Source organism: Streptomyces sp. NPDC019443 (genome assembly GCF_044389785.1).
In the GTDB taxonomy this organism is placed as follows: Bacteria; Actinomycetota; Actinomycetes; order Streptomycetales; family Streptomycetaceae; genus Streptomyces.
On the sequence record NZ_JBIRYJ010000001.1, the window covers coordinates 169,133 to 193,041 of the forward strand.

The 23,909-nt window shown below is 70.8% G+C and carries 21 protein-coding genes; 11 read left to right on the forward strand and 10 right to left on the reverse strand.

Translation table 11 applies throughout. The features are described 5' to 3' along the window. Positions 1-17 precede the first annotated feature (17 nt). The 3 genes from msrB to ACH492_RS00765 all read left to right on the forward strand — a co-directional run bounded on the left by msrB (position 18) and on the right by ACH492_RS00765 (position 3,387). A complete protein-coding gene (msrB, locus tag ACH492_RS00755) occupies positions 18-425 on the forward strand; it encodes a peptide-methionine (R)-S-oxide reductase MsrB (protein ID WP_398981345.1) in 408 nt (135 codons plus the stop codon). A 98-nt stretch (positions 426-523) separates the two neighbouring features. Further along, the gene (locus ACH492_RS00760) at positions 524-1,585 is read left to right on the forward strand and encodes an ATP-binding protein (protein ID WP_398981347.1); all 1,062 of its coding nucleotides are present in this window, start codon (positions 524-526) and stop codon (positions 1,583-1,585) included. Then, positions 1,582-3,387: a hypothetical protein gene (locus ACH492_RS00765; RefSeq protein ID WP_398981349.1), complete on the forward strand. Its 1,806-nt coding sequence runs from the start codon at positions 1,582-1,584 to the stop codon at positions 3,385-3,387. The genes ACH492_RS00760 and ACH492_RS00765 overlap by 4 nt, the downstream gene beginning before the upstream one ends. Positions 3,388-3,407: 20 nt before the next feature. Here the strand turns inward: ACH492_RS00765 and ACH492_RS00770 are convergent, their stop codons facing one another. Both ACH492_RS00770 and ACH492_RS00775 read right to left on the reverse strand, forming a co-directional pair. Beyond that, a complete protein-coding gene (locus ACH492_RS00770; RefSeq protein ID WP_398981351.1) occupies positions 3,408-3,662 on the reverse strand; it encodes a DUF397 domain-containing protein in 255 nt (84 codons plus the stop codon). Beyond that, positions 3,659-4,504 carry a helix-turn-helix transcriptional regulator gene (locus ACH492_RS00775; RefSeq protein WP_175263791.1) on the reverse strand — a complete coding sequence of 282 codons (846 nt, stop codon included), beginning with the start codon at positions 4,502-4,504 and terminating at the stop codon, positions 3,659-3,661. Before ACH492_RS00775 ends, ACH492_RS00770 begins: the two co-directional genes overlap by 4 nt. Positions 4,505-4,662: 158 nt before the next feature. Between ACH492_RS00775 and ACH492_RS00780 the strand changes: the two genes are divergently transcribed. Beyond that, positions 4,663-5,106 carry an ATP-binding protein gene (locus tag ACH492_RS00780; RefSeq protein ID WP_398981354.1) on the forward strand — a complete coding sequence of 148 codons (444 nt, stop codon included), beginning with the start codon at positions 4,663-4,665 and terminating at the stop codon, positions 5,104-5,106. Here the strand turns inward: ACH492_RS00780 and ACH492_RS00785 are convergent, their stop codons facing one another. Further along, positions 5,107-5,496: a VOC family protein gene (locus ACH492_RS00785; RefSeq protein ID WP_398981356.1), complete on the reverse strand. Its 390-nt coding sequence runs from the start codon at positions 5,494-5,496 to the stop codon at positions 5,107-5,109. Positions 5,497-5,553: 57 nt separating this feature from the next. Between ACH492_RS00785 and ACH492_RS00790 the strand changes: the two genes are divergently transcribed. From ACH492_RS00790 to ACH492_RS00800, 3 genes are all read left to right on the forward strand, one after another. Next, positions 5,554-6,195 carry a nucleoside/nucleotide kinase family protein gene (locus ACH492_RS00790; protein WP_398981358.1) on the forward strand — a complete coding sequence of 214 codons (642 nt, stop codon included), beginning with the start codon at positions 5,554-5,556 and terminating at the stop codon, positions 6,193-6,195. Between the two features lie 101 nt (positions 6,196-6,296). Continuing rightward, on the forward strand, positions 6,297-7,250 hold the full coding sequence (locus ACH492_RS00795) for a hypothetical protein (protein ID WP_307660495.1): 954 nt from the start codon (positions 6,297-6,299) through the stop codon (positions 7,248-7,250). 37 nt (positions 7,251-7,287) lie between these two features. Further along, a complete protein-coding gene (locus tag ACH492_RS00800; protein ID WP_398981360.1) occupies positions 7,288-8,409 on the forward strand; it encodes an aminopeptidase P family protein in 1,122 nt (373 codons plus the stop codon). 76 nt (positions 8,410-8,485) lie between these two features. Here the strand turns inward: ACH492_RS00800 and ACH492_RS00805 are convergent, their stop codons facing one another. Beyond that, on the reverse strand, positions 8,486-9,490 hold the full coding sequence (locus tag ACH492_RS00805) for an aldo/keto reductase (protein ID WP_398981362.1): 1,005 nt from the start codon (positions 9,488-9,490) through the stop codon (positions 8,486-8,488). Positions 9,491-9,534: 44 nt separating this feature from the next. Next, entirely contained in the window at positions 9,535-11,280 is a 1,746-nt protein-coding gene (treZ, locus tag ACH492_RS00810; RefSeq protein WP_398981364.1) for a malto-oligosyltrehalose trehalohydrolase, read from the reverse strand. Between the two features lie 90 nt (positions 11,281-11,370). Here treZ and ACH492_RS00815 point away from each other — a divergent pair, with 90 nt between their 5' ends. After that, positions 11,371-12,726: a GH1 family beta-glucosidase gene (locus ACH492_RS00815; RefSeq protein ID WP_398981366.1), complete on the forward strand. Its 1,356-nt coding sequence runs from the start codon at positions 11,371-11,373 to the stop codon at positions 12,724-12,726. A gap of 22 nt (positions 12,727-12,748) precedes the next feature. Here ACH492_RS00815 and ACH492_RS00820 read toward each other — a convergent pair whose 3' ends face one another. Further along, positions 12,749-13,975: an MFS transporter gene (locus tag ACH492_RS00820; RefSeq protein ID WP_398981368.1), complete on the reverse strand. Its 1,227-nt coding sequence runs from the start codon at positions 13,973-13,975 to the stop codon at positions 12,749-12,751. Between the two features lie 66 nt (positions 13,976-14,041). Further along, entirely contained in the window at positions 14,042-14,932 is an 891-nt protein-coding gene (locus ACH492_RS00825) for a GNAT family N-acetyltransferase (protein WP_398981370.1), read from the reverse strand. 324 nt (positions 14,933-15,256) lie between these two features. Between ACH492_RS00825 and ACH492_RS00830 the strand changes: the two genes are divergently transcribed. Continuing rightward, complete coding sequence (locus ACH492_RS00830) at positions 15,257-15,805, forward strand: DUF1707 and FHA domain-containing protein (protein ID WP_398981372.1); 549 nt, start codon at positions 15,257-15,259, stop codon at positions 15,803-15,805. 156 nt (positions 15,806-15,961) lie between these two features. Here the strand turns inward: ACH492_RS00830 and treY are convergent, their stop codons facing one another. Both treY and glgX read right to left on the reverse strand, forming a co-directional pair. Continuing rightward, the gene (gene treY / locus ACH492_RS00835; RefSeq protein ID WP_398981374.1) at positions 15,962-18,319 is read right to left on the reverse strand and encodes a malto-oligosyltrehalose synthase; all 2,358 of its coding nucleotides are present in this window, start codon (positions 18,317-18,319) and stop codon (positions 15,962-15,964) included. 195 nt (positions 18,320-18,514) lie between these two features. Then, positions 18,515-20,635 (reverse strand): glycogen debranching protein GlgX, encoded by a 2,121-nt coding sequence (glgX, locus tag ACH492_RS00840; protein ID WP_398981376.1) that lies wholly within the window; start codon positions 20,633-20,635, stop codon positions 18,515-18,517. A 298-nt stretch (positions 20,636-20,933) separates the two neighbouring features. On the opposite strand from glgX, the gene ACH492_RS00845 reads away from it, so the two are divergent. Both ACH492_RS00845 and ACH492_RS00850 read left to right on the forward strand, forming a co-directional pair. Continuing rightward, the gene (locus tag ACH492_RS00845; RefSeq protein WP_398981378.1) at positions 20,934-22,166 is read left to right on the forward strand and encodes an SAV2148 family HEPN domain-containing protein; all 1,233 of its coding nucleotides are present in this window, start codon (positions 20,934-20,936) and stop codon (positions 22,164-22,166) included. Between the two features lie 72 nt (positions 22,167-22,238). Then, positions 22,239-22,958, forward strand: a complete 720-nt coding sequence (locus tag ACH492_RS00850; RefSeq protein WP_398981380.1) for a 3'-5' exonuclease — start codon at positions 22,239-22,241, stop codon at positions 22,956-22,958. A 34-nt stretch (positions 22,959-22,992) separates the two neighbouring features. Here ACH492_RS00850 and ACH492_RS00855 read toward each other — a convergent pair whose 3' ends face one another. Beyond that, positions 22,993-23,844 carry a phosphotransferase enzyme family protein gene (locus tag ACH492_RS00855; protein WP_398981382.1) on the reverse strand — a complete coding sequence of 284 codons (852 nt, stop codon included), beginning with the start codon at positions 23,842-23,844 and terminating at the stop codon, positions 22,993-22,995. Between the last annotated feature and the right edge of the window lie 65 nt (positions 23,845-23,909).

Genomic DNA, 23,909 nt, shown 5'->3' on the forward strand with positions numbered 1-23,909 from the left:
CCAAGGGAGCCGTTCTCATGTCGTACGACATCGAAAAGCCGGACGAGCAGTGGCGAGCGGAGCTGTCCCCCGCGGAATACCAGGTCCTGCGGAAGGCCGGCACGGAGCCCGCCTTCGTCGGTGAGTACACGGACACCAAGACGGCAGGCGTCTACTCCTGCCGGGCGTGCGGCGCCGAGCTCTTCCGCTCGGACACGAAGTTCGAGTCGCACTGCGGCTGGCCGAGCTTTTTCGACCCGAAGGACACGGACGCGGTCGAGCTGATCGAGGACCGCTCGCACGGGATGGCCCGCACGGAGGTGCGGTGCGCGAGGTGCGGGTCGCATCTGGGCCACGTCTTCGAGGGCGAGGGCTATCCGACCCCGACCGACCAGCGGTACTGCATCAACAGCATCTCGCTGCGACTGACGCCGGACGAGGGCTGATCCCGCGGACGGAAAATCGGCTGCGAGGGACCATCGGGCCCGCCCACACTGGGCGGGCCCGATCTTCTTCTCCGAGTACGCCGAAGGAACACCACCGCGTGCAGGCTGCCGTCACCGTCACTCCCGCCCAGATACCCGAACTGCTGCTGGGGCTCGCCACCGTGCGGCCCGTGTTCCTGTGGGGGGCGCCCGGGATCGGGAAGTCCTCGCTCGTGCGGAGGTTCGCCGAATCGCTGGGCCTGGAGTGCGTCAGTCTGCTCGGGACGCAGCTCGCGCCCGAGGATCTCATCGGGGTACCGCAGATCCGGGACGGACGGTCCGTGTTCTGCCCGCCCGAGGCCATCGCGCGGGACGAGCCGTACTGCCTTTTCCTCGACGAGCTGAACGCCGCCGCTCCGGACGTCCAGAAGGCGTTCTACTCGCTGATCCTGGACCGTCGGATCGGCTCCTACGAGCTGCCCGCCGGTTCGATCGTCATCGGTGCCGGGAATCGTGCCACGGACAACGCCCTGGCGCGGCCGATCGCGTCCGCGCTCGTCAACAGGCTCACGCACGTCCATCTGCAGGCATCGGCGGCGGACTGGCTGGTCTGGGCGGGCGAGCACGGCATCCACCCCTGGGTGACGGACTATCTCATCGACCGGCCCGACCACCTGTGGTCCCAGCCGCCCAAGACCGAGGAGCCGTTCTCCACACCCCGGTCCTGGCACATGCTGTCCGACGCCCTGCACTCCTTCGGGCCGGGCATCGACGAGACCACCCTGCGGGTGATCGTGCACGGCACCCTCACGCCCGCGCACGCCGTGTCCTTCTGCGGCTACGCGAAGATCGTGCGCCACACCTTCGGCATCGAGGCGATCCTCAAGGGCGATGCCTCCTGGCCCACCCGGCTGGAGGACCGCGACCTGCTCTACTACCTCGCGGAGGCGTTCCGCGGGCGGCTGGTGAAGGAGCTCCCGCGCCAGAAGGAGCATGTCTCGCCGTCCATGCGGCAGACCGCCTACCGGGCCAAGGCGCTGCTCGTCCAGCTGGCCGAGATCTCCGTCGAGGTCGCGCAGACCGTCATCGCGGATGACGGCGACGGTCTGCCGGTGCTGCCCGCCTGGTTCCTCGTCGAGGCCGCACGCGACATGCCCCGGCTGGTCGAGGCCCGGCGATGAGCTCCTCATCCAGAAAGAAGAACAGGCCCGACCCCGCCACCGAGGCGTTCGCCGCCGGGCTCGCGCTGGTCAAACGGAACCCGGCCTTCGCGGCCGTCGGCGCGCGCTTCTGCCGCCAGGCCAAGTGCGCCGGAACGCCCGCCGGAGGGCTGGCCGCCGTCGACTCCAACGGCACCGTCCACGTCCACCCCACCAAGCGTGCGGAGCCGGCCGAGTGGGCCTGGACGATCGCCCACTGCCTGCTGCACCTCGGCTTCGGACACGTACCGGCCGCCAAGGACGACCCGCGCGAGCAGCCCGACCGATTCGACCGCGCGGCCCGCTGCACCGTGGTCAACCGCTTCCTGCTCACCTTCCCGGCCGGCCGGGCACCCGACCACCTCCCCGAGACGTATCCCGGCGGCGACGAGGCCGAGCTCGCAGCCCGCTGGCGCCGCGACGGCATCCCCGCCGCCTACGGGCACTGCGGCACCGCGGGCGAACACCCCGACCAGGTGCTGCGGCCCTGGCGGGAGTGGAACACAACCGTGCCCGACTGGGAGACGGCCTTCGCGCACGCGCTCACCCGCAGCGTGTCCGCCGCCATGGACGTCGCGGGCGGCCGTCGCGACCGGACGACAGGAGAGCGCGTCGCGCAGCGGCCCTGGAACCGCGCCCTGAACTGGTTCGTCTCCTCGTACCCACTGCTCGGCGGACTCGCGGCGGGTATCACCGTCGTCGCCGACGCCGAGCTCGCCCGCGCCCAGGACATCTCAGTCGCCGCCGTGAGCTCCGCCGCCGGGGAGATCTACATCAACCCGCTGCGCACCTTCACCGACGAGGAATGGCGGTTCATTCTCGCGCACGAGATGCTGCACGCCGCCCTGCGTCACGGTGAACGCTGCGGCGCCCGCGACCCGTTGTTGTTCAACGTCGCCGCCGACTTCGTCGTGAACGGCTGGCTCGTCGAGATGCGTGTCGGCGAGATGCCCGAAGGGCTGCTGTACGACCCGGACCTCAAGGACCTGTCGGTGGAGGAGGTCTATGACCGCATCGCCACCGACCTGCGCCGCCGTCGCCGGCTCGCGACCCTGCGCGGCAAGGGCGCCGGTGACATCCTCGGCGAGCCGCTGCCGCACGCGGGCGGCCGCCCGTACGCCGACCTGGACGACTTCTACCGCCGCGGCCTGGTCCAGGGTTTCGACCTTCACCGGTACGGGGCACGCGGTCTGCTGCCCGCGGGGCTGATCCAGGAGATCAGGGCCCTGGCCCATCCGCCCGTGCCGTGGGACGCGCGACTGGCCCGCTGGTTCGACGAGTTCGTGCCCCGGCCCGAGCCCGTGCGGTCCTATGCCCGCCCGGCCAGGAGGCAGGCGTCCACCCCGGACATTCCCCGCGCCGGTCGGTACTTCCCCTCCGAGGAGACACCGCGCTGCACCTTCGGAGTCGTCCTCGACACCTCCGGCTCGATGAACAGCGCGCTGCTCGGCAAGGCGCTCGGCGCCATCGCCTCGTACGCCGATGCCCGCGACGTACCGGCGGCACGCGTCGTGTTCTGCGACGCCGCGGCGTACGACTCCGGGTATCTGCCACCGGCCGAGATCGCCGGACGGGTACGGGTCCGCGGTCGCGGCGGGACCGTGCTGCAGCCCGGGATCGATCTGTTGCAGCGGGCCGGTGACTTCCCGCCCACCGCCCCGGTGCTCGTGATCACCGACGGCTGGTGCGACCCCCTGCGGATCCGGCGCGAGCACGCCTTCCTGATCCCGCAGGGCGGCTCCCTTCCGTTCACGCCTCGCGGCCCGGTCTTCCGGCTGACCTGAACACGGACTTCAGAGCCGCGTCAGCCCCGTGCTTCGGCGGCGGCGTAAGTGACGAAGCTGGTCCAGGAGGCGGGGGCGAGGGCGAGTTGGGGGCCCTCCGTGTCCTTGGAGTCGCGGACGTGGACGGTGGTGGGGCAGGTGGCGACCTCGACGCAGTCGTCTCCGGAGCCGCCGCTGTAGCTGGACTTGTGCCAGGACAGGGCGACTTCGACGCAGCTGTCGCCGGAGCCGCTGCTGTAACTGCTCTTGAACCAGGCCAGTTGAGTGGTGCTCATGCCGCTCCTCGCATACGCCGCAACAGGCTCAGGGAGTCTTCCAGGGTAAGAGCCTGTGACCGCATCCTGGCATACCGCATCTGGAGCATGCTGACCACTTTCGGGTCGGAGATGAACTGGCCGCTCTCCTGCCCCTCGCAGTAGCCGAGCCACCGGTTGTCAGGGGTCTCCAGCGACTGCATCGGACCGTGCAGCCCCGCGTGGTCCTCCCGTACCACCGGCATGATCTGGATCTCAATGTTGCGGAGTTCGGCGAGACCGAGGACGTGGTCGATCAGCTCCAGCGTGACCTGCCTCCCGCCCGTCCGCCGCAGGAACAGGTGCTCTTCGAGGATGAAGCTGTACGCCGTGTTCGGCCGCTCCCGAAGTAACCGCTGCCGCTCCAGCCGTGCGGCCAACTGTGCCTCGATCTGCTCGTCGCCCAGCGGCGGCAGCTGGTTCGTGAACAGCGTCCGCGCGTACGCCTCCGTCTGCAACAGGCCCGGAATCAACCGGCATTCGTATGTGTAGAGACTGACCGCCTCCGCCTCCAGACTCGCCCACTGCCGGAACCAGCTCGCCAGCCCCGGCCGCCGCGACAGATGCCGTGCCGCGCCCCTCAGCGTGCCGAACGCGTCCAGGACCTCCTCCGCCCGGTCGACGAAATCCGCCGGCGGGAAGCGGCGGCCCTGCTCGATCGACGCCACCGTCGGGAGCGAGTACCGCACCCTCGGCGCGAACTCCTCCTGGGTCAGCCTCGCCCGCCTCCGGAAGGCCTTGACCACCTCCCCGAACGCCTTCAGGCTGTCCGAGACCTCCGGCTCCCCGCCCGAACCGCCTGGTGCGCCCGCCGTCTCCGTCATCTACGGCCACCTCCCACGTGCCTGCGCTGAGAAACCCCGCAACTCGCCCATGGTCACGGTCAGTTACCCGTACTGTCCACTGTGGGTACCCGTACGCTGACTCGGCGTACGGGTTGCTGATCTGGGGGAACGCGGCTCCCGGCGGCCACCGTGGTCGCATGCACGCACCCAGCCCCCAACGGCCCCTCACCGTACGTGTGTTCACCCAGCGCTTCAGTGCCACCCGCCGCGGTGCCCGGCTCGCCAGGCGCCTCGCCCTCCACCAGCTGCACGCCTGGGGCATCCCGTACGACTCCGAGCCCTCCGACACCGCCGCCGTGCTCGTCGCGGAACTCGCCGCGAATGCGGCGACCCACGGGCGCGTACCCGGCCGGGACTTCGAGCTGACGCTCACCCTGAGCCCGGACACCCTCCGGATCGAGGTCTCTGACACCCGTACCGAGCAGCGACCGCCCCACCCGGGAGACGTACCGCCGCTGCCACCCCTGGCCGAATCCGGTCGCGGCCTCGTCCTCGTCGAGGCGCTCGCCTGCCGGTGGGAGGTCCTGGAGCGCGGAGGGCTCGGGAAGACCGTTCGCGCGGAGCTCGATCGCCCCGGCTGACTACTTGGGCTGCAGCAGATCCCAGCGGTTGCCGTACAGATCCTCGAAGACCGCAACCGAGCCGTACGTCTCGTGCCGCGGTTCCTCCGGGAAGCGCACGCCCGCCGCCGTCATCCTCGCGTGGTCGGCCGCGAAATCCTCGGTGTGCAGGAAGAAGCCGACCCGGCCGCCCGTCTGCGCGCCCACACTCGCGCGCTGGACCTCCCCCTTGGCGCGGGCCAGCAGCAGCGCGGTGCCGCCGCCCGACCCGCGCGGGCGGACCACCACCCAGCGGCTGCCGTCTCCGCGGTCGGTGTCCTCGACCAGCTCGAAGCCGAGCGCGTCGGTGTAGAAGGCGATGGCCTCGTCGTAGTCATGGACGACGAGGGTGACCAGGGCGATGAAGGACATTCGCCCCACATTATACGTATGACGAAGATCGATCAACGCGATGGAACAATGCGCAGCATGCACGCGCCACCTCCGCCGCAGTACCCACCGCACGTCCTGTACCGCGCCCGCACCCTCGCCGTCCCCGGTCGCCGCCTCGTCCTCGGCATCGCGGGAGCCCCGGGCGCCGGGAAGTCGACCCTCGCCGCCCATCTCGTCGACGCCCTCGACGGGCTCGCCGTCCTCGTTCCCATGGACGGCTTCCACCTCGCCCAGGCGGAGCTCGAACGCCTCGGCCGCGCCGGCCGCAAGGGTGCCCCCGACACCTTCGACGCCGCCGGATACGCCGCCCTCCTCGCCCGGCTGCGTGCCCCCGCGCCGGACGCCACGGTCTACGCACCCGCCTTCGACCGCGCCCTGGAGGAGCCGATCGGCAGCAGCATCCCGATCGCCCCCGACGTCCCGCTCATCGTCACCGAGGGGAATTACCTTCTCCATGACGAAGGCCCCTGGGCGCAGGTCCGGCCCCTTCTCGACGAGGTCTGGTACCTGGAGATCGACGACGCCGTGCGCGTACGCCGCCTGGTCGACCGGCATGTGCGGTTCGGCAAGCAGCGGCAGTACGCCGAGCGCTGGGTCCACGATTCCGACGAGCCCAACGCCCGGCTGGTGGCCCGTGGCCGCAACCGCGCCGACTTCGTGGTAACTCAGTCCCCTTAGCGCCCTGGGCCCGCCGCACGCACCGGCCCGCGGCGAAGGAGCCGGACGGGGTCGGTACGCTCGAAGCCCTGCACGCGAGCGGACGAGCGAAGGCGGTTGACGTGGGGTTGTTCCGGCGAGGGCCGAAGCGCGACGGACGCGATGCACCCCGGGACCCCGAGTTCTCCTTCTTCTCGGCCGACGAGGGCACACGCTTCCGCGCCCAGGTGCGGGAAGCCTTCGCCGAATCGGGCCTGGAGGTGACCGTCTACGCGGATGTGGTGACCGACAGCGCGGGCCGCCAGTTCGGCCTCGCCAACCTCGCTGCCGTCTGCCACAACGACGAACGCGGACCGCGGGCCTGGCCCGAACTCGTCCGCCAGCACGTCGGCATGGTGCTTCGCACCATGGACGCCCCCTCCGCGCTCGACACTCTTCCCACCGAGCAGATCCGCGCCCAGCTCTACCCCCGCGTCGTCGGCCGCGACGGCTTCAACCCGGAGAACTTCGGCTACGCCCGCGCCCTTGCCCCCGGCCTGTACGAGATCATCGCGCTCGACCTCCCGGAGAGCGTCATGATGCTCACCGACGAGGCACTGGAACCCCTCGGCGACCTCCAGTACCTGCGCGACCAGGCGCTCTACAACCTCAGGGGACTGCCCGTCGAGGGGCACGAGACCGTCAAGGACGGCGAGGGCATGCGCTTCGAAGTGGTCCTCGGCGACTCCTTCTACACCGCCAGCCGGGTCCTGGCGCTGGACAGCGTCGTACGGCAGGTGACCGGTCAGCAGCTCACCGCCGACGGTGCGCTGGTGGCCATGCCCTTCCGGCACCAACTCGCCTTCCACGCCATCCACGACGCCGGGATGATCCCCGCCCTCAACGCCATGGCCTCCTTCGCCGCCTCCGGCTACGTCGACACCCCCGGGGCCATCAGCCCGTACGTCTACTGGTGGCGCGACGGCACGCTCACTCAGCTCAGCGACCACGACGAGGACGGCGAGGGTCTGCGGATCGTGGTCGGCGACGAGTTCCAGGAACTTCTCGAGCGGCTGGTGGCCAAGGGCCAGGACTGAGCTCGCGCGCCCCACGAGCTGCGGGCAGGATGGCCCCATGCCCACGACGCCCGCGCCCTTCACCGCCGCTGACTACCAGGCCCGGATGGTCCGCGCCGCCGACTCCGCGACTGACGCGGGGCTCGCCGGAGTGCTGGTCGCGCCCGGCCCCGACCTCACGTACCTCACCGGCTACCGGCCCGCGATCACCGAGCGGCTGACCCTCCTCGTCCTTGCGGCTGGCCAGGATCCGGTGCTCGTCGTCCCCACCCTGGAGGCCCCGGACGCCGAGCGGGCCCCGGGCGCGGCCGCGCTGACCCTGCGGGACTGGACCGACGGCAAGGATCCGTACGGCGTCACCGCGCCGCTGCTCGATGTGGACGGTTGCTTCGGCATCAGCGACAACGCCTGGGCGATGCATCTGCTCGGCCTGCAGAGGGAACTGCCGGGAACTTCGTACGTATCGCTCACCGAAGCGCTGCCGATGCTGCGGGCGGTCAAGGACGCGGCCGAGCTGAAGCGGCTGGCCGCGGCCGGCGCGGCCGCCGACGCGGCGTACGAGGAGATCCTCAAGATCCGCTTTTCGGGGCGGAAGGAGACGGACGTCGCGGCTGATCTCGCCGCCCTGCTCAAGCACTTCGGCCACTCCCAGGTCGACTTCACCGTCGTCGGCTCCGGCCCGAACGGCGCCAATCCGCACCACGAGGCCGGTGACCGCACCATCGAGCACGGCGACATGGTCGTCCTCGACTTCGGCGGCCTCAAGCACGGCTACGGCTCCGACACCTCCCGTACCGTCCATGTCGGCGAGCCGGGCCCCGCCGAGCAGCACATCCACGACGTCGTACAGGAGGCGCAGCGGGCCGGGATCGAGGCCGTGCGGCCGGGCGTGGCCTGCCAGGAGATCGACCGCGCCGCCCGCGAGATCATCGACGAGGCCGGGTACGGGGACCTGTTCATCCACCGCACCGGCCACGGCATCGGCGTCACCACGCATGAACCGCCGTACATGATCGAGGGCGAGGGGCGGCCGCTGGTGCCCGGCATGTGTTTCTCCGTGGAGCCGGGAGTCTATCTCCCCGGGCGCTTCGGCGTCCGCATCGAGGACATCGTCACGGTCACCGAGGACGGCGGCCGCCGCCTGAACACCACCTCACGCGAGATGGCGATCGTGGAGTAGTGGAGTAGTGGAGTAGCACGGGCTCCACCTCCGGGCCCCGGTCGCCGGAAGGGCGTTCGGGGCCCGATGGCCCGCTCTAGCGCGGGTCGTGGTGGCTGTGGCGTGCCAGCATGTCGTACGGATACGGCAGCGGGCGCGCGCTCGCCGCGTCCAACTTCGCGGTCTGGTCCGCCGTCAGCTCCCAGCCGACCGCGCCCAGATTGTCCGTCAGCTGCTCGGCCGTACGCGGCCCGACGATCGGCGCGGTCACCGCCGGCCGCTCCGCCAGCCAGCGCAGCGCCACCTGCGACGGCGTACGGCCCGCCTCGTCGGCAACCTCGTGCAGCGCGTCCAGCACCCGCCAGGTGTCCTCGGTGTCCCGCTCGCGCCAGCCCTCGTTCCCCGACTGCTCCTGGAACCGGGCCTCCCGGGAGTCGGCCGGCACGGACTCCATGCCGCGCCGGTACTTGCCGGTCAGCCAGCCGCCCGACAGCGGGCTCCACGGAATGACGCCGACGCCCTCGGCCTCGCACAGCGGCGCCAGTTCCCACTCCAACTCGCGGCGCAGCAGGTTGTAGAGCGGCTGGAGACACACATAGGGCTCCCACCCACGGTGCCGCGCCACATCGAGGGAGCGCTGCAACTGGGAGGCGGACACATTGCTGGCGCCCACATAGCGGACCTTGCCGGCCTGCACCAGGGTGTCGAGCGAGGCGAGAGTCTCCTCGATCGGCGTCGTCGGATCCCACACATGCGTCTGGTACAGATCGATGTAGTCCGTGCCGAGACGGCGCAGGCTCGCCTCCACGGCCGCCAGGATGTGCTTGCGGCTCAGCCCGCCGTCGTTGGGCGCGTCGCCCATCCGTCCCCACACTTTGGTCGCGACGACCAGGTCGTCGCGCCTGCGCCCCTTGAGCCAGCGGCCCAGGATCTCCTCCGAGCCGCCGCGCCCGTACATGTCGGCGGTGTCGATGAAGGTGCCGCCCGCCTCTGTGAAGGCGTCGAGGATGCGATGTCCGCTCGCGTCGTCGGCGAAGCTCATCGTGCCGAGACAGAGCTCGCTGACGCGCAGACCTGTCCTGCCCAGATTCCGTTGCCTCATAGCAGCGACAGTAGGAGCTTGAGTGCGCTCGAAGGCAAAGGTTTTCAGTCGTCTGCCAGAACGACACAGGACTCCTGCGGCAGGTGCAACAGGCCGTCCGCGCCCGGCGCCTCGACCGTTTCCCAGGCGGCCAGCACGCGGCCGCCGCCGCCCAGTGGAATCGCGGCCGGATCCTTGGCGAGATTGACCGCGACCCGCAGATCGCCGCGCCGGAAGGCCAGCCAGCGCGCCTGTTCGTCGTACGCCACCTTCACCGCGGCCAGATCGGGGTCGGCCAGATCGGACTGCGTACGGCGCAGCGCGATCAGTTCGCGGTGCCAGGCCAGCAGCCGGGCGTGCGGCTCCCGCTCCCGTTCTGCCCGGTCCAGACATGAGTGCTCCCTGGTCCGCGGATCCTGCGGGTCGGGGATCTGCTCGGCCGCCCAGCCGTGCGCCGCGAACTCCCGCCGCCTGCCGGTCCGTACAGCCTCGGCGAGCTCCGGGTCGGTGTGGTCGGTGAAGAACTGCCAGGGCGTACGGGCGCCCCACTCCTCGCCCATGAACAGCATCGGTGTGAAGGGCCCGGTCAGCACCAGCGCTGCCGCGCACGCCAGCAGCCCGGGGGAGAGGGTGGCCGAGAGCCGGTCGCCCAGCGCCCGGTTGCCGATCTGGTCGTGCGTCTGCGCACAGCCGAGGAAGCGGAATGCGGGGGTGCTCGTCGTATCGACCGGGCGGCCGTGCGTACGGCCGCGGAAGGACGAGTACGTGCCGTCGTGGAAGAAGACGTGGGTGAGGGTCTTGGCGAGGGCCGCGAGGGGAGCGGTGGCGAAGTCGGCGTAGTAGCCCTGGGATTCGCCGGTCAGCACGGTGTGCAGGGCGTGGTGGAAGTCGTCGTTCCACTGCGCGTGCAGACCGAGGCCCCCCGCCTCGCGTGGCCTCGTCGTCCGCGGGTCGCACAGATCCGACTCGGCGATCAGGAACAGCGGCCGGCCGGTCTCCCCGGCGATCGTGTCGACGGCGGTCGAGAGCTCCTCCAGGAAGGTCAGCGCCCGGGTGTCGGCGAGGGCGTGCACCGCGTCCAGACGCAGGCCGTCCAGACGGTAGTCGAGCAGCCAGGCCAGCGCGCTGCCCAGCAGATACGCACGCACGTCGTCCGAGCCCGGGGCGTCGAGGTTGACTGCCGAACCCCACGGCGTGTGGTGAGTGTCGGTGAAGTAGGGGCCGAAGGCGGGCAGGTGGTTCCCCGACGGACCGAGGTGGTTGTGGACCACGTCCAGCACCACCCCGAGGCCGTGCCCGTGCGCCGTGTCGACAAAGCGCTTGAGTGCCTCGGGTCCGCCGTACGGCTCGTGCACAGCCCACGGCGACACGCCCTCGTAGCCCCAGCCGTGCACCCCGGGGAAGGGGCACAACGGCATCAGCTCGATATGTGTGATCCCCAACTCGGCCAGCTCGCCGAGCCGTTCGGCAGCAGCGTCCAGGGTGCCCTCGCGGGTGTACGTGCCGATGTGCAGCTCGTACAGCAACGCGCCGCCGAGCCCACGCCCCGCCCACGCGTGACGCCACTCGTACGCACCCTGGTCGACCACCGCGCTCGGGGCGTCCGGTCCTTCCGGCTGGCGCCGCGAGCGCGGATCGGGCAGCACGGGACCGCCGTCCAGCGCGAAGCCGTACCGCGCGCCGTCGCCCGCGTCGGCCTCCGCGTGCCACCAGCCCGCACGCCCCTCGGCGCGCACCATCGGGCGCTCCTCGCCCTCCAGCCACAGCGCGACCCGGTCCTCGGCCTGCGGCGCCCACACCTCGAACAGCACTGGCGGTCCCCTCGTCGTCTCTGCCGACTCCCATCCTGGCAAGATCGGGGTCTAGAGGCGGTGACGTTGGGGCCATTAAGGTCACCAACCATGTCGATGCCGCCGCTGCCCGCGTTCCCGCCCGGCTTCCTCTGGGGCGCGTCCGCCTCCGCCTTCCAGACCGAGGGGGCCGCCGACACCGACGGCAAGGGCCCCTCCGGATGGGATGCCTTCGCCGCCCAGGGCCGGATCAAGGACGGCGCCGACGCCTCGCGCGGCACCGGCTTCCACGCCCGGTACCGCGAGGACGTCGGCCTGCTCGCCGGGCTCGGCGCGGACGCCTTCCGCTTCTCGGTCAGCTGGCCGCGCGTCGTCCCCGGCGGCGGCGGCCGGGTGAGCGCCGCCGGGCTCGACTTCTACGACCGGCTCGTCGACGAACTGTGCGCCCACGGCATCACGCCGGCGCCCACCCTCTACCACTGGGACACCCCGCTCCCGCTGGACGACGCGGGCGGCTGGCTCAATCGCGACACGGCGGCCCGGTTCGCCGAATACGCGTCCGTGGTCGCCGAACGGCTCGCCGACCGCGTACCGATGTGGATCACCATCAACGAGCCGGCCGAGGTCACCCTGCTCGGCTACGCCCTCGGCGAGCACGCGCCCGGCAAGCAGCTTCTCTTCGACGCCCTGCCCGCCGCCCACCACCAGCTGCTCGCCCACGGCCTCGCCGTCCAGGCACTGCGCGCGGCCGGCGCGGAGAACATCGGCATCGCCGTCTCCCACTCGCCCGTGTGGACCGCGGGAACGAGCGAAGAGGACCGGTTCGGCGCGGAGCTGTACGACACGATCACCAACTGGTTGTTCGCCGACCCGATCCTGACAGGCCGTTACCCCGACGAGAACTTCGCCGCCCTGATGCCGGGACCGGTGGCCGACGATCTCGCCGTCATCTCCGCTCCCCTCGACTGGTACGGCGTGAACTACTACCACCCGATGCTCGTCGGCGCGCCTTCGAACAACGCCCTCGGGGACTTCGCGGGCGTCGGCATGCCCGCCGAACTCCCCTTCGGGCTACGGGACATCGAGAGCGACGAGCGCACCGACTTCGGCTGGCCGGTCGTCCCCGACGGGCTGCGCGAGCTGCTCGTACAGCTGAAAGACCGGTTCGGCGACGGCCTGCCGCCGATGTACATCACCGAGAACGGCTGCTCGTACGACGGTCTTGACGACCCTCGTCGTATCGCCTTCCTCGACGCCCATCTGCGCTCGCTGCACGAGGCGATCGGAGCGGGAGTCGACGTACGCGGCTACTTCACCTGGTCGCTCACCGACAACATCGAGTGGGTCGAGGGCGCGTCCCAGCGCTTCGGCCTCGTCCACGTCGATTACGAGACGCTTGAGCGCACACCGAAGGCTTCGTACGCCTGGTACCGGGACGCCATCGCCGCCCAGAAGTCACGGCACTGAGCGGCTCATGGCACTGAGCGGCTCACGGCACTGAGCGGATCTTCCACACCAGCACCCCGCCGAGGACCGTAACAACCGTGGAGGTCAGATACAGCCCGGCGTACCCGCCCGCGTACGCGACGATCGGCGCGGCCAGCGCCGGGCCGAGGACTTGTGGCGCCGAGTTGGCGACATTGACGACGCCCAGATCCTTGGCGCGGTCGCCTGCCCGCGGCAGCACCTGCGTGATCAGCGCCTGGTCGACCGCGATGTACAACCCGAAGCCGAGTCCCAGCAGCGCCGCGGCGCCCATCGCCACCGGCCAGGTGTGCCAGAACGTCAGCAGCAGCGAGGCCGCCGCCATCACCGCCGAACCGACTGCCACCAGCGCCTTGCGCCGCCCCAGCCGGTCCGAGACCACCCCGCCCGCCGTCGCCGTCACCACCACGCCCGCCGTGTACAGCAGCGTCAGGATCAGCACGCCCTCGTCGGGATCCGAGTAGTGCACGGCATCCTTGAGGAAATACAGCAGATAGAGCGTGCCCGTGGCATTGCCGAGCATCACCAGAAAGCGGGTGAGCCAGGCCCAGCCGAAGTCCGGATACGCCCGCGGGCTCACCCAGAAGTCCTTCAGCCGCACCGGCTCCCGTGCGGATACCGGCACTTGAGGGTCCGGCATGAACAGAACGAACGGCAGTGCGCAGAGCACCGTCAGCACAGCCAGCAGCAGATAGCCCGTCGCGATCCCCGTCACCACCATGGTCACCAGGAGCGCGCCGACCACCAGACCCAGCGTCATCGGTATCCCGATGAAGCCGGAGACCGCGGCCCGCTGGCGCACCGGCACCTGGTCGGGCACCACCGCGTTGGTCCCGGCGAGCATGGCGTTCAGCCCGAGCTGCGCCAGGCACCAGCCGAGCGCGACCCCGACGACCGTCGTCTGCGCCGCGGTGACGGCGAGTCCCACCGCGCCCAGAACGGCGCCGCCCAGGATCCACGGCCGACGGCGCCCGAAGCGCCCGCCCGTACGGTCCGAGAGCGCGCCCGCGAGCGGATTGGCGATCACGGCGACGAGCGCCCCGACACCCGTCGCCCAGCCCAGCGCGACCTCCTTGCCCGACGGGTCGAGCGCGTCGATCTGCTCGGCGAGCAGTATCTGGATCGGGGTGAGAAAGGCCATGAACAGGCCCAGGTTGGCCAGTACGAGAGCGGATATCCAGCCGCCGCCCACGCGATGCTGCGGCTCCGTGCGGGGATCGTCCGTGATCATGGGGGCCGCTCGCCATCAGTTCGGGGGTGCCCGGAGCCTACGGACACCCCCGCGCGTGATCAATACCTATGATGCAGGCAGGAAGTGGATCCGCTCCTGGACCACCGGATGCGCGGCCTTGGCGAAGTTCGCGGCCATCGGGAAGTTGCCCTGATCGGTCGCGCCCGCGATGAACTCAGCGCCCTGCTCCGCCAGGAAGTTGGTGCACTCCACGAGCAGGTCGTACGCATAGCCGTTGCCGCGCTGCTCCGGGACGACGCCGATGAAGCCGACGCACGGTCCCGACGGGTTGCGCGCCGGGACGTGGATGCCGACCAGGTCACCGGCCGCGGTGTACGCCAGCTGCCACCACTCGCGTGGCGACGGGCACCAGTGGAAGAAGTCCAGCTCCTCCTGCGCGGCCCGGTCCAGCCCGCCCTCGGCGATGGCGCGCAGCGCGTGCGCGTCGAGCGTGACGGAGTGGACTCGGCGCAGGACGTCGAGGACCACGGCGTCGTCGGGCTCCGGCCGGAACTCCAGCCGCCCGGGGCGCTCCGGGAGCCCGCACTCGGGCGTCCAGCGGTACTGGTACCGCTCCACCAGGACCTTCATTCCGGCCGCGGTCGCGGCTCGGATCCGGGCCTCACCGGCAGCCCGGGCCGCCGGGTGGTCGCGCCAGCCGGCGGGCAGGATCAGTTCGTACTCGACCTGGAACGGGGAGGTGCGCAGCAGCTCGGCGCCCGCCTCCTCCTCGCCTTCGGCGACGTCGAACCAGTTGACGTTGACAGGGGATTCGTCATCGGGGCCGCCCCACCAGGCGGCCCGCGCGACGGCTTTGCCGTCGCGCAGCGCGACCCGCTTCCAGCAGGGCCGGTGCGTGGCACGGGCCAGCGCGCGGCCTACGCCGAGCGGGTCGGGCAGGGTGTCGAAGAGATGTGCGTCGCTCTCGGTGAGCGCGCGGATGACCAGTTCGGTCATGGGAGAAGCCTCCGGGAAGATGTGCGGCATGCGCTCCCGGTCAGACAGCGAACGCGCGGTGGACGGGGCGGGAGCGCGGGAGTTGTGTGGTCTGCACTGCTCTCGCCTCCTTCCGTCGGTCCGTGGCGTCGCGATCACGCTAGACGGCCGGGTGGGGAGCCGTCCAGGGCTTATTTCCGTCCCCAGGAATGATCGACTGCGGCCGGACAGTAGCGGCCGCCCACCGGAACGAAAGCTTCCGCGCTGGTCAGCAATGTCGCGACCGTGTTCGGGAAAGCCGCTTCATCTGGACACTCCGGGGTCTTCGGCCCGACAATCTCGTATGTGACGTCCTCCTACGAGTTCCACACGTATCCCGCTCGGCTCTCGGATGCCGAGCGCGACCGTGTCCTCGGTGTGCTCAGAGAGGGCGCGGCCCAGGGCAAGCTGTCGCACGACACCTTTATGCGGCGCATGGAACTCGCCCTGGTCGCCCGCCGGCCCGACGAACTCCAGGCGCTCACCGCCGACCTCGGCACCGAGGGCCGCTGGTCGCGGCGGCTGTACGCCGCGGTGGGCCGCGTGTCCGCGTTCTCCGTACGGCTGCGCAGGGCCTGGCAGGCCGAGAAACTGCCGCCGCTTCTGCTGCCCGAACCCGGCCCGTACCCCTTGCGGATAGGCCGTGACCCGGCCAACGGACTGCGGCTCAGCCATGACACGGTCTCGCGACTGCACGCCGAACTGAGCAGGCAGGGCAGCCTGTGGATCCTGCGCGACCTCGGCTCGACCAACGGCACCACAGTCAACGGGCGGCGGGTCACCGGCTCGGTCGTCGTGCACGACGGGGACATGGTGGGCTTCGGCCGGATGAGTTTCCGTCTCACCGCGCGCTGAAGCCGACGTGGCGCCAATCTGTCCGCGCGGGACCACAGTCGGCGCCGCGGCACCGGCCACCGTGGCACGGCGGGTGCCGGGCACGGCGGACGCGCCCGCCGCGACCCGCCCGTCACGATCGCCTCGCCGACGACCCGCCCGCCCGCGACCGGCTGCTCACTCGCTCGCCGCGGATCCCTCCCGTACCGTCGCGCGGCTCAGCAGCGCCACCGGGCGGTCCGCGAACAGTTCGGCCACCGGCACAGGTCCGCCCCCGAACTCCCGTTCCGGCGCGAGCAGATCCGCCCACCGGCCCTCCGGCAGCGTCAGTTCCGTACCCGCCCAGCCGCCCGTCTGCGACAGTCGCAGCGACAGCCGGGTGACCGCCGTGACCACCTCGCCCGTGCGGCAGAACGCCACGCAGTGGCCGGCCGCGGGGCCGCTCGCGGTCAGTGGTGTGTACGTCCCCGACTCGCCGAAGACCTCCTGCCGCTCCCGCCGCAGCCGCAGCGCCGCCTGCGTGACCGCCGTCTTCTCGTCCGGCGGGCCCTGGCGGAACGGCCCCCGGTTGTCCGGGTCCACCAGGGCCAAGTACTGGCGCTCCGTGCCCTGGTACACATCAGGCACCCCCGGCATGGTCAGCTGCACCAGCGCCGCGCCCAGCGCGTTGGCGCGTACATACGGATCCAGCTCGCGGGCGAAGAGCGCAGCCGAGTACAGCGGCGGCCCCGCCGGTCCCGCGCCCACGAACGCGGTGACCGCCCGCTCGTACGCCGGGTCCGGCTCTGTCCAGCTGGTGTGCAGCCCCGCTTCCCGCACCGCCTTCAGCAGCGCCGTCTCCAGCCTGTCGTGGTTCGGGATGCCGAACCCGACAGCGGTCTGCCAGGCCACCCACGCCAGGTGCGGATCGGGCGCGCGCCCGCCATCGAGGCGGGCCGCCTCCTCCGTGATGCGCCGCAGGAAGTCGGCCCAGCGGTCGGGGCACTCGGAAAGCACCGCGATCCTGGCCCGTACATCCGCGCTGCGCTTGGTGTCGTGCGTGGTCAGCACGGTGCCGGTGGCGGGCCAGTCGCGCGCGAGCCGTGCGCAGTACGCATGGAAGTCCTCGGGATCCACCGCCGGCCGCCCCGGGTCTCCGCCCACCTCGTTCGCCGAGATCAGCGGCGCGTAGCGGTAAAACGCCGTGTCCTCGACGGACTTGGCGCGCAGCGCGGACGACGTCTGGGCGAAACGGGCACGGAACGCGGCATGGTCGGGCGCCTCGCCGAGCCGCCCGAGCGCCAGGTCCCGCACCACGTCGACGGCCGCGGCCTCCTCGGCCACCGCGAAGGCCCCCTTCGCCGCGGCCGCCGCTTCCACCGGTAGCGCCTCCTCGCCGCCGATGCGGTACGGGCGGTAGACGGGCACCCGCACCAGCAGCTCGCGGACCGCCGCCCGCAGCGCCCATGGGGCGTGGTCGCGCAGCGCGGGGTCCGCCGAGCAGATCCGCTCCGCCAGGCGGGTCAGCGCCTCGGTCTCGGCGGCCAGCTCATGCGTGACCACCTTGTACGCGGCGCGGCGCGCAGTCACCTCCCAGTAGCCGCCACGGTCACCGGCCGGGCCCGCGAACTCCCGGTATTGACCGACGAGTTCGGCCGCACCCGCCGGATCGGTGAACAGCCCGTCGACGTGACGCAGCGCGTCGTACCCCGTCGTCCCCGCCACGGGCCAGCCCTCCGGCAGCCGCTCGTCTCCGGTGAGGATCTTCTCGACGACCGTCCAGCACGCCCCGTGCGTCGCCTCGTCGAGCTGCCGCAGATACGACTCGGGGTCGGCGAGCCCGTCCGGGTGGTCGATGCGCAGGCCGTCGACGACCCCGTCCCGCACCAGTTCAAGGATCTTTCCGTGGGTGGCGTCGAAGACCTCCGGATCCTCCACCCGTACCCCGATCAGATCCGAAATGGTGAAGAACCGCCGGTAGTTGAGCTCGGTCCGGGCAAGCCGCCACCAGCCCAGCCGGTACCACTGCGCGTCCAGCAGCTCGGGCAGCGGCAGCTTCGCGGTGGACTCGCGCAGCGGGAAGCGCTGCTCGCCGTAGTGCAGCACGTCCCCCTCGACCCGCATCTCGCCCAGCTCGTCCCCGATCCGGCCCGCGAGCACCGGGAGCAGCACCTTCCCGCCGCCCGCCTCCCAGTCGATGTCGAACCAGCGGGCGTACGGCGACAGGGGACCCTCACGCAGCACCTCCCACAGGGCCAGGTTGTGGCGCGGCACCGCCGCCATATGGTTCGGGACGATGTCCAGGATCAGTCCGAGGCCGTGTTCGCGCGCCGTACGGGACAGCTCCCGCAGGCCCGCCTCGCCGCCGAGCTCCTCCCGCACCCGTGTGGGGTCGACGACGTCGTAGCCGTGAGTCGACCCGGGGACCGCCTCGAGCACCGGCGACAGATGCAGATGCGAGACGCCGAGCTCGGCGAGGTACGGCACGGCATCCGCGGCGGCCGAGAACGGGAAGTCCGGCTGGATCTGCAGCCGGTAGGTGGCGGTGGGCGTCATGCGAACGTACGTACCCACCTTGAGCGCTTCTGTGTCATCGGTCCATGCGCCGGTATCGGCCGATCGGGCTACGTTCGCCCGCTGCCCCGCATGGTCCGCAGCTACGGTGAAGCACCGGCTCTCACCCTGACGAGCACCCTCGCGCGGCCCGGCGGCCCCCGACTCGAGCTCTGTCGGCCCTTGCCGTGCCGGCGGCTACGCGGGCCGCCGCAGCACCGTCAGGCTCCGCCCCACCAGCCGCACCCGCTCCCCGGCCGCCACCTTCGGGCCCTCGCCCGGCGGGACCCCCTCCTTGCGTGCTGTGTCCACGACCACCTGCCACTGCCTTCCGTGGTTCACCGGCACCGCGAAGTCCAGATCCTCGGCGCTCGCGTTGAACATCAGCAGGAACGAGTCGTCGGCGATCCGCTCACCCCGCGGTCCCGGCTCCGAGATCGCGTGGCCGTTCAGGAACACCGACAGCGCCTTCGCATGCACCGCCTGCCAGTCCCGCTGGACCATCTCCTCGCCCTCGGGGGTGAACCACGCGATGTCGGACAGCTCGTCGTGCGTCCCCTCCACCGGCCGCCCGTGGAAGAACCTGCGCCGCCGGAACACCGGATGGTCCCGCCGCAGCCACACCATCGCCCGGGTGAAGGCCAGCAGCGTGCCGTCCTGGTCCGTGCCGGGTTCCGGCCAGCGCACCCAGGAAACCTCGTTGTCCTGGCAGTACGCGTTGTTGTTGCCGCCCTGCGTACGCGCGAACTCGTCGCCGTGACTGAGCATCGGCACACCCTGGGAGAGCATCAGCGTCGCGATGAAGTTGCGCATCTGCCGCTCGCGCAGATCGAGCACCTCGGGGTCGTCCGTATCGCCCTCGGCCCCGCAGTTCCACGACCGGTTGTGGCTCTCGCCGTCGCGGTTGCCCTCGCCGTTCGCCTCGTTGCGCTTCTCGTTGTACGAGACCAGATCGTGCAGGGTGAACCCGTCGTGGCAGGTGGTGAAGTTGATGGAGGCCAGCGGCCGCCGCCCGTCGTCCTGGTAGAGATCGGACGAGCCGGTCAGCCGGGAGGCGAACTCCGCGAGTGTCCGCGGCTCGCCCCGCCACAGGTCCCGTACACAGTCCCGGTACATGCCGTTCCACTCGGTCCACAGCGGCGGGAAGTTCCCCACCTGGTAGCCGCCCTCGCCGACGTCCCACGGCTCGGCGATCAGCTTCACCTGGCTGACCACCGGATCCTGCTGCACCAGGTCGAAGAACGACGACAGCCGGTCCACCTCGTGGAACTGCCGGGCCAGCGTCGCCGCGAGGTCGAAGCGGAAGCCGTCGACATGCATCTCGGTCACCCAGTAGCGCAGCGAATCCATGATCAGCTGGAGCACATGGGGGCTGCGCATCAGCAGCGAGTTTCCGGTCCCCGTGGTGTCGGTGTAGTAGCGCGGATCGTCGGACAGCCGGTAGTACGAGGCGTTGTCCAGGCCCCGGAAGGAGAGGGTGGGGCCGAGGTGATTGCCCTCCGCCGTGTGGTTGTAGACGACGTCGAGGATGACCTCGATGCCCGCCTGGTGCAGCGCCCGCACCGCCTGCTTGAACTCCAGCACCTGCTCGCCCCGGTCGCCCCACGAGGCGTAGGCGTTGTGCGGCGCGAAGAACCCGATGGTGTTGTAGCCCCAGTAGTTGTTCAGGTTCGCGTCCACCAGCCGGTGGTCGTTGACGAACTGGTGCACCGGCATCAATTCGAGCGTCGTGACGCCCAGTTCCGTCAGATGCGAGATCACCGCGGGATGCGCGAGCCCGGCGTACGTACCGCGCAGCTCCTGCGGCAGCTCCGGATGCAGCATCGTGAGGCCCTTCACATGTGCCTCGTAGATCACCGTCCGGTGGTAGTCGATACGCGGCGGCCGGTCGTCGCCCCAGTCGAAGTACGGGTTGACCACGACCGATGACATCGTGTGCGGCGCCGAGTCGAGGTCGTTGCGGGAGTCCGGCTTGCCGAAGTGGTAGCCGTACACGGTCTCGCCCCAGTCGATGCTGCCACTGATCGCACGTGCGTACGGATCGAGGAGCAGCTTCGCGGAGTTGCAGCGCTGCCCGCGCTCGGGCGCGTACGGACCGTGGACCCTGAATCCGTACCGCTGACCCGGCATCACGCCCGGCAGATACGCGTGCCGTACGAACGCGTCGGTCTCGCGGAGCTCCACCGCGGTCTCGGAGCCGTCGTCGTGCAACAGGCACAGCTCAATGCGTCGGGCGGCTTCGGAGTACACCGCGAAGTTGGTGCCGGCGCCGTCGTAGGTGGCACCGAGGGGATACGCCTGTCCCGGCCAGACCTGCATAGATATGACTCTTCCACTTCTGTTCCGGGTGCTGGGGGGCACTTGGCCCAGATCCTCCCCGAAAGTATCGCCGGTGAGGGGCCCCGACAGCGGTGGACGACGCGGTCAACATCGGGTTCGTTGTGTCGCCCCAGGACGCAACCGCTATGAATCCGCTCACTACGGCAGATCTCGCCTGGCAGAACGGCCGGATTTGACAAGGGAGTTGGGAAAGTACACTGCTGATCCGGCTGCACCGTGTCCCGCAGGCGGAGTAGTCTTCCTTGATCGTTGAAGGGGTTGGGAAGGCGGTGCGCGGGTGAGCTCGGGAGGGCTGGAGCTACCCCCCGGTGACGCAGGTCACGAGGGGGACTCCACCGACGTCCCGCCCGGAGCGGTCTCCCTCGCCAGACCGATGGAGATCGGGGCGGAACTGGACTGGGGCGCGGACGCCTGGAGCGAAGTGCGTACGCGCGCCCAGCGTGCCGGGCGGGCGTACATCTGGCTGAACCTCGTGGAGCAGCGACTGCGGGCCGTGGTGGCAGCCGTGCTGCGCCCCATCTACGAGCCCGTGCACGGCGACGAATGGGTGGTGGCCGCGGCGGGGCCCGCGGGGCAGGAGTGGGTGCAGCGCGCGGTCGCGGTGCGGGAGGTCTCCCGCCGCAAGGGCTATCTCCTCGATCCGGCGGACGACAATGTCCTGTCCTTCCTCACCCTTCCTCAGCTGCGCGAACTGATGGTCCAGCACTGGCCCTGCTTCGAGCCGTACTTCGACGACCGGCGCGACGTCGAGCTGGCGCTGGACGAGCTGGAGGTCGCGCGCAACGTCGTATCGCGCAACCGGGCGCTGAACGAGGCGGTCCTCGCCCAGGCCGAGCGCGCCTCCGCCCGTCTGCTGGAGATACTCGACAGCGGTGCGGGTGTGCCCTCCGCCGACCGCCTGCCGGTCGACGCGGTCGAGGATCTCGTCGGCGACCGCTACGCGGACGTGGTCTCCGTCCACCCCGACCGGGTCCGGCTGCAGCGTCAGCTCCCGGCCGAAGACCTCTTCGGCGGTGCGCGCCGCCTCGACGCGATCGGCATAGGCCTGAACCTCCTGGTCCAGAACTTCTCAGGACGCCGCCTGGTCCGGCTGGCCGAATCGGGCTGCCGGGTCCGCCTTGTCTTCCTGAACCCGGCGAGCAGTGCGGTCAAGCGCAGGGAGCGCGAACTTGGCCTCAAGAAGGGGGAGTTGAGCCGCACGGTGGAGATGAACATCCTTCATATGCGTCGCGTGCGCTCCCGTCTGCGTGACCCGGGAGCGTTCGAGATCCAGGTCTTCGACGAGACCCCCCGCTTCACGGCCTACCTGGTCGACGGCGACGGTCCCGACGGTCTGGCCGTCGTTCAGTCCTATCTGCGCAGGGCACGGGGCATGGAGGCGCCGGTGCTGGTGCTGCGGGGCGGCGGGCGGGCGGTCGTGCGTGCGGGGCACGACAGTGAGAACGGACTCTTTCAGACATACCGTGAGGAGTTCGAGTCCGTATGGGCGGACTCACGTCCCGTCTCCTGAGTTGTCAGTGGCGCGTGGGAGGGTGAGTACCCATTGGGGGAAAGCACCACCGCACCACAAAGGAGGGCCACGATGGCTTGGCACGGGGAACCGCTGGTCGGCTTCGATCTGGAGACGACGGGCACGGAGCCGCTGGAGGCGCGGATCGTGACGGCCGCGATCGTCGGGGTGCGGGCGGGGGAGACCGTGCGGCGGGGGTGGCTGGCGGACCCCGGGATCCGCATCCCCGCGCAGGCGTCGGCGATCCACGGCATCAGCAGCGAACGGGCGACGGCGGAAGGGCGTCCGGCGCGGGAAGTGGCGGACGAGATCGCGGAGACGCTGACGGGGTACTGGGCGCAGGGCGTGCCGGTCGTCGCGTACAACGCGGCATTCGATCTGACCCTGCTCACGGCCGAGTTGCAGCGCCACGGCCTGCCCTCACTGAGCGACCGGCTGGCCGGACGCCCGATCGGCCCGGTGATCGATCCGTACACCATCGACCGCGCGGTCGACCGGTATCGAAAGGGCAAGCGCACGCTGGAGGCGGTCTGCGTCGAGTACGGCGTGATCCTGGACGCCGCCCACGACGCGTCGGCGGACGCCCTGGCCGCGGTGCGGGTGGCCTGCGCGATTGCGGAACGCCATGCTCCGGTGGCCGCGCTGACACCGGCTGAGCTGCATGAGCGTCAGATCGACTGGTACGCAGAGTGGGCGGCGGACTTCCAGCGCTTCCTGCGGAAGAAGGGCAGCCCCGAGGCGGTGGTGGACGCGTCCTGGCCGTTGCGGGAACTGGTGCCGACGACGGGCTGAGCCCAGGTCAGAACGCATACCAGCTGAGCCCAGGTCAGAACGCATACCAGCGGACCCCGCGCGCGTCCTGGCGCAGGGAGGCGACCCGGCGGGCGAACTCCTCGCGCGCCTTCGGATTTGCCGGGGCATGCTGCGCCACCCATGCGCAGCTCGCCGTTTCGCGTGCGCCGCGCAGGACGTCGCAGCCTTCCCACTCGCGCACGTCCCAGCCGTACTCCACGGTGAAGGACTCGTACGCATCGGGCGCCAGGCCGTACCGGTCGAGGGACAGCGCCATGACCACCAGGTCGTGTTCGCGCAGGTCCCCCGAGAACGTCTCCAGGTCCACCAGGACCGGGCCGTCCGGGCCCACATGGACGTTGCGGGGGAGCGCGTCGCCGTGGATCGGGCCCGGGGGCAGGTGGGGAGTCAGTGTGGACGCCGCCGCGGCGAAACCGTCGCGGCGCTCGCGCAAGTACGCCGCGTCCGCCGGGTCGATCGCGTCGCCCGCCAGCCGCAGCCAGCGCTCGACGCCGCCGAGCAACTGCCGCCGCGGCAGCGCGAACGAAGGCGAGGGCAGCGCATGGATCAGGCGCAGCAGCCGCGCCAGATCCGCGGCCTCCGCCGGACGCACCGCAGCCGGCAGCCGGTGCCAGACCGTCACCGGATGGCCCTCCACCAGGCGGGCCTTCGGCTCGGCCGGCCGGACAGCGGGCACGCCCGCCTCCGACAGCCACGCCCCGACGGCCAGTTCGCGTTCCGCCCGCGCCAGCAGCTCCGCGTCCCGGCCGACCTTGACGACCACATCGCCCGCCAGGAACACCGCGTTCTCTCCGAGCGCCAGCAGCGACGCATCGGAGGGGAGCCCCGCGGCCGTCAGTACCTCGCGTGCCCGTGTCTCGTCCATGGGGGCAAAGTCTCGCATCCGTGCAGGCTGCCTTGACGAACCGACGGACCGTCAGCACGATGACG

Coding starts and splice junctions, on each gene's coding strand:
- ACH492_RS00805 (WP_398981362.1), bottom strand. CDS start 9,490: ATGAGGCAACGGAATCTGGGCAGGACAGGTCTGCGCGTCAGCGAGCTC.
- ACH492_RS00850 (WP_398981380.1), top strand. CDS start 22,239: ATGGCTTGGCACGGGGAACCGCTGGTCGGCTTCGATCTGGAGACGACG.
- ACH492_RS00825 (WP_398981370.1), bottom strand. CDS start 14,932: ATGACCGAACTGGTCATCCGCGCGCTCACCGAGAGCGACGCACATCTC.
- ACH492_RS00815 (WP_398981366.1), top strand. CDS start 11,371: ATGTCGATGCCGCCGCTGCCCGCGTTCCCGCCCGGCTTCCTCTGGGGC.
- ACH492_RS00790 (WP_398981358.1), top strand. CDS start 5,554: ATGCACGCGCCACCTCCGCCGCAGTACCCACCGCACGTCCTGTACCGC.
- ACH492_RS00800 (WP_398981360.1), top strand. CDS start 7,288: ATGCCCACGACGCCCGCGCCCTTCACCGCCGCTGACTACCAGGCCCGG.
- ACH492_RS00775 (WP_175263791.1), bottom strand. CDS start 4,504: ATGACGGAGACGGCGGGCGCACCAGGCGGTTCGGGCGGGGAGCCGGAG.
- ACH492_RS00820 (WP_398981368.1), bottom strand. CDS start 13,975: ATGATCACGGACGATCCCCGCACGGAGCCGCAGCATCGCGTGGGCGGC.
- ACH492_RS00780 (WP_398981354.1), top strand. CDS start 4,663: ATGCACGCACCCAGCCCCCAACGGCCCCTCACCGTACGTGTGTTCACC.
- ACH492_RS00785 (WP_398981356.1), bottom strand. CDS start 5,496: ATGTCCTTCATCGCCCTGGTCACCCTCGTCGTCCATGACTACGACGAG.
- treY (WP_398981374.1), bottom strand. CDS start 18,319: ATGACGCCCACCGCCACCTACCGGCTGCAGATCCAGCCGGACTTCCCG.
- ACH492_RS00855 (WP_398981382.1), bottom strand. CDS start 23,844: ATGGACGAGACACGGGCACGCGAGGTACTGACGGCCGCGGGGCTCCCC.
- ACH492_RS00770 (WP_398981351.1), bottom strand. CDS start 3,662: ATGAGCACCACTCAACTGGCCTGGTTCAAGAGCAGTTACAGCAGCGGC.
- ACH492_RS00765 (WP_398981349.1), top strand. CDS start 1,582: ATGAGCTCCTCATCCAGAAAGAAGAACAGGCCCGACCCCGCCACCGAG.
- glgX (WP_398981376.1), bottom strand. CDS start 20,635: ATGCAGGTCTGGCCGGGACAGGCGTATCCCCTCGGTGCCACCTACGAC.
- msrB (WP_398981345.1), top strand. CDS start 18: ATGTCGTACGACATCGAAAAGCCGGACGAGCAGTGGCGAGCGGAGCTG.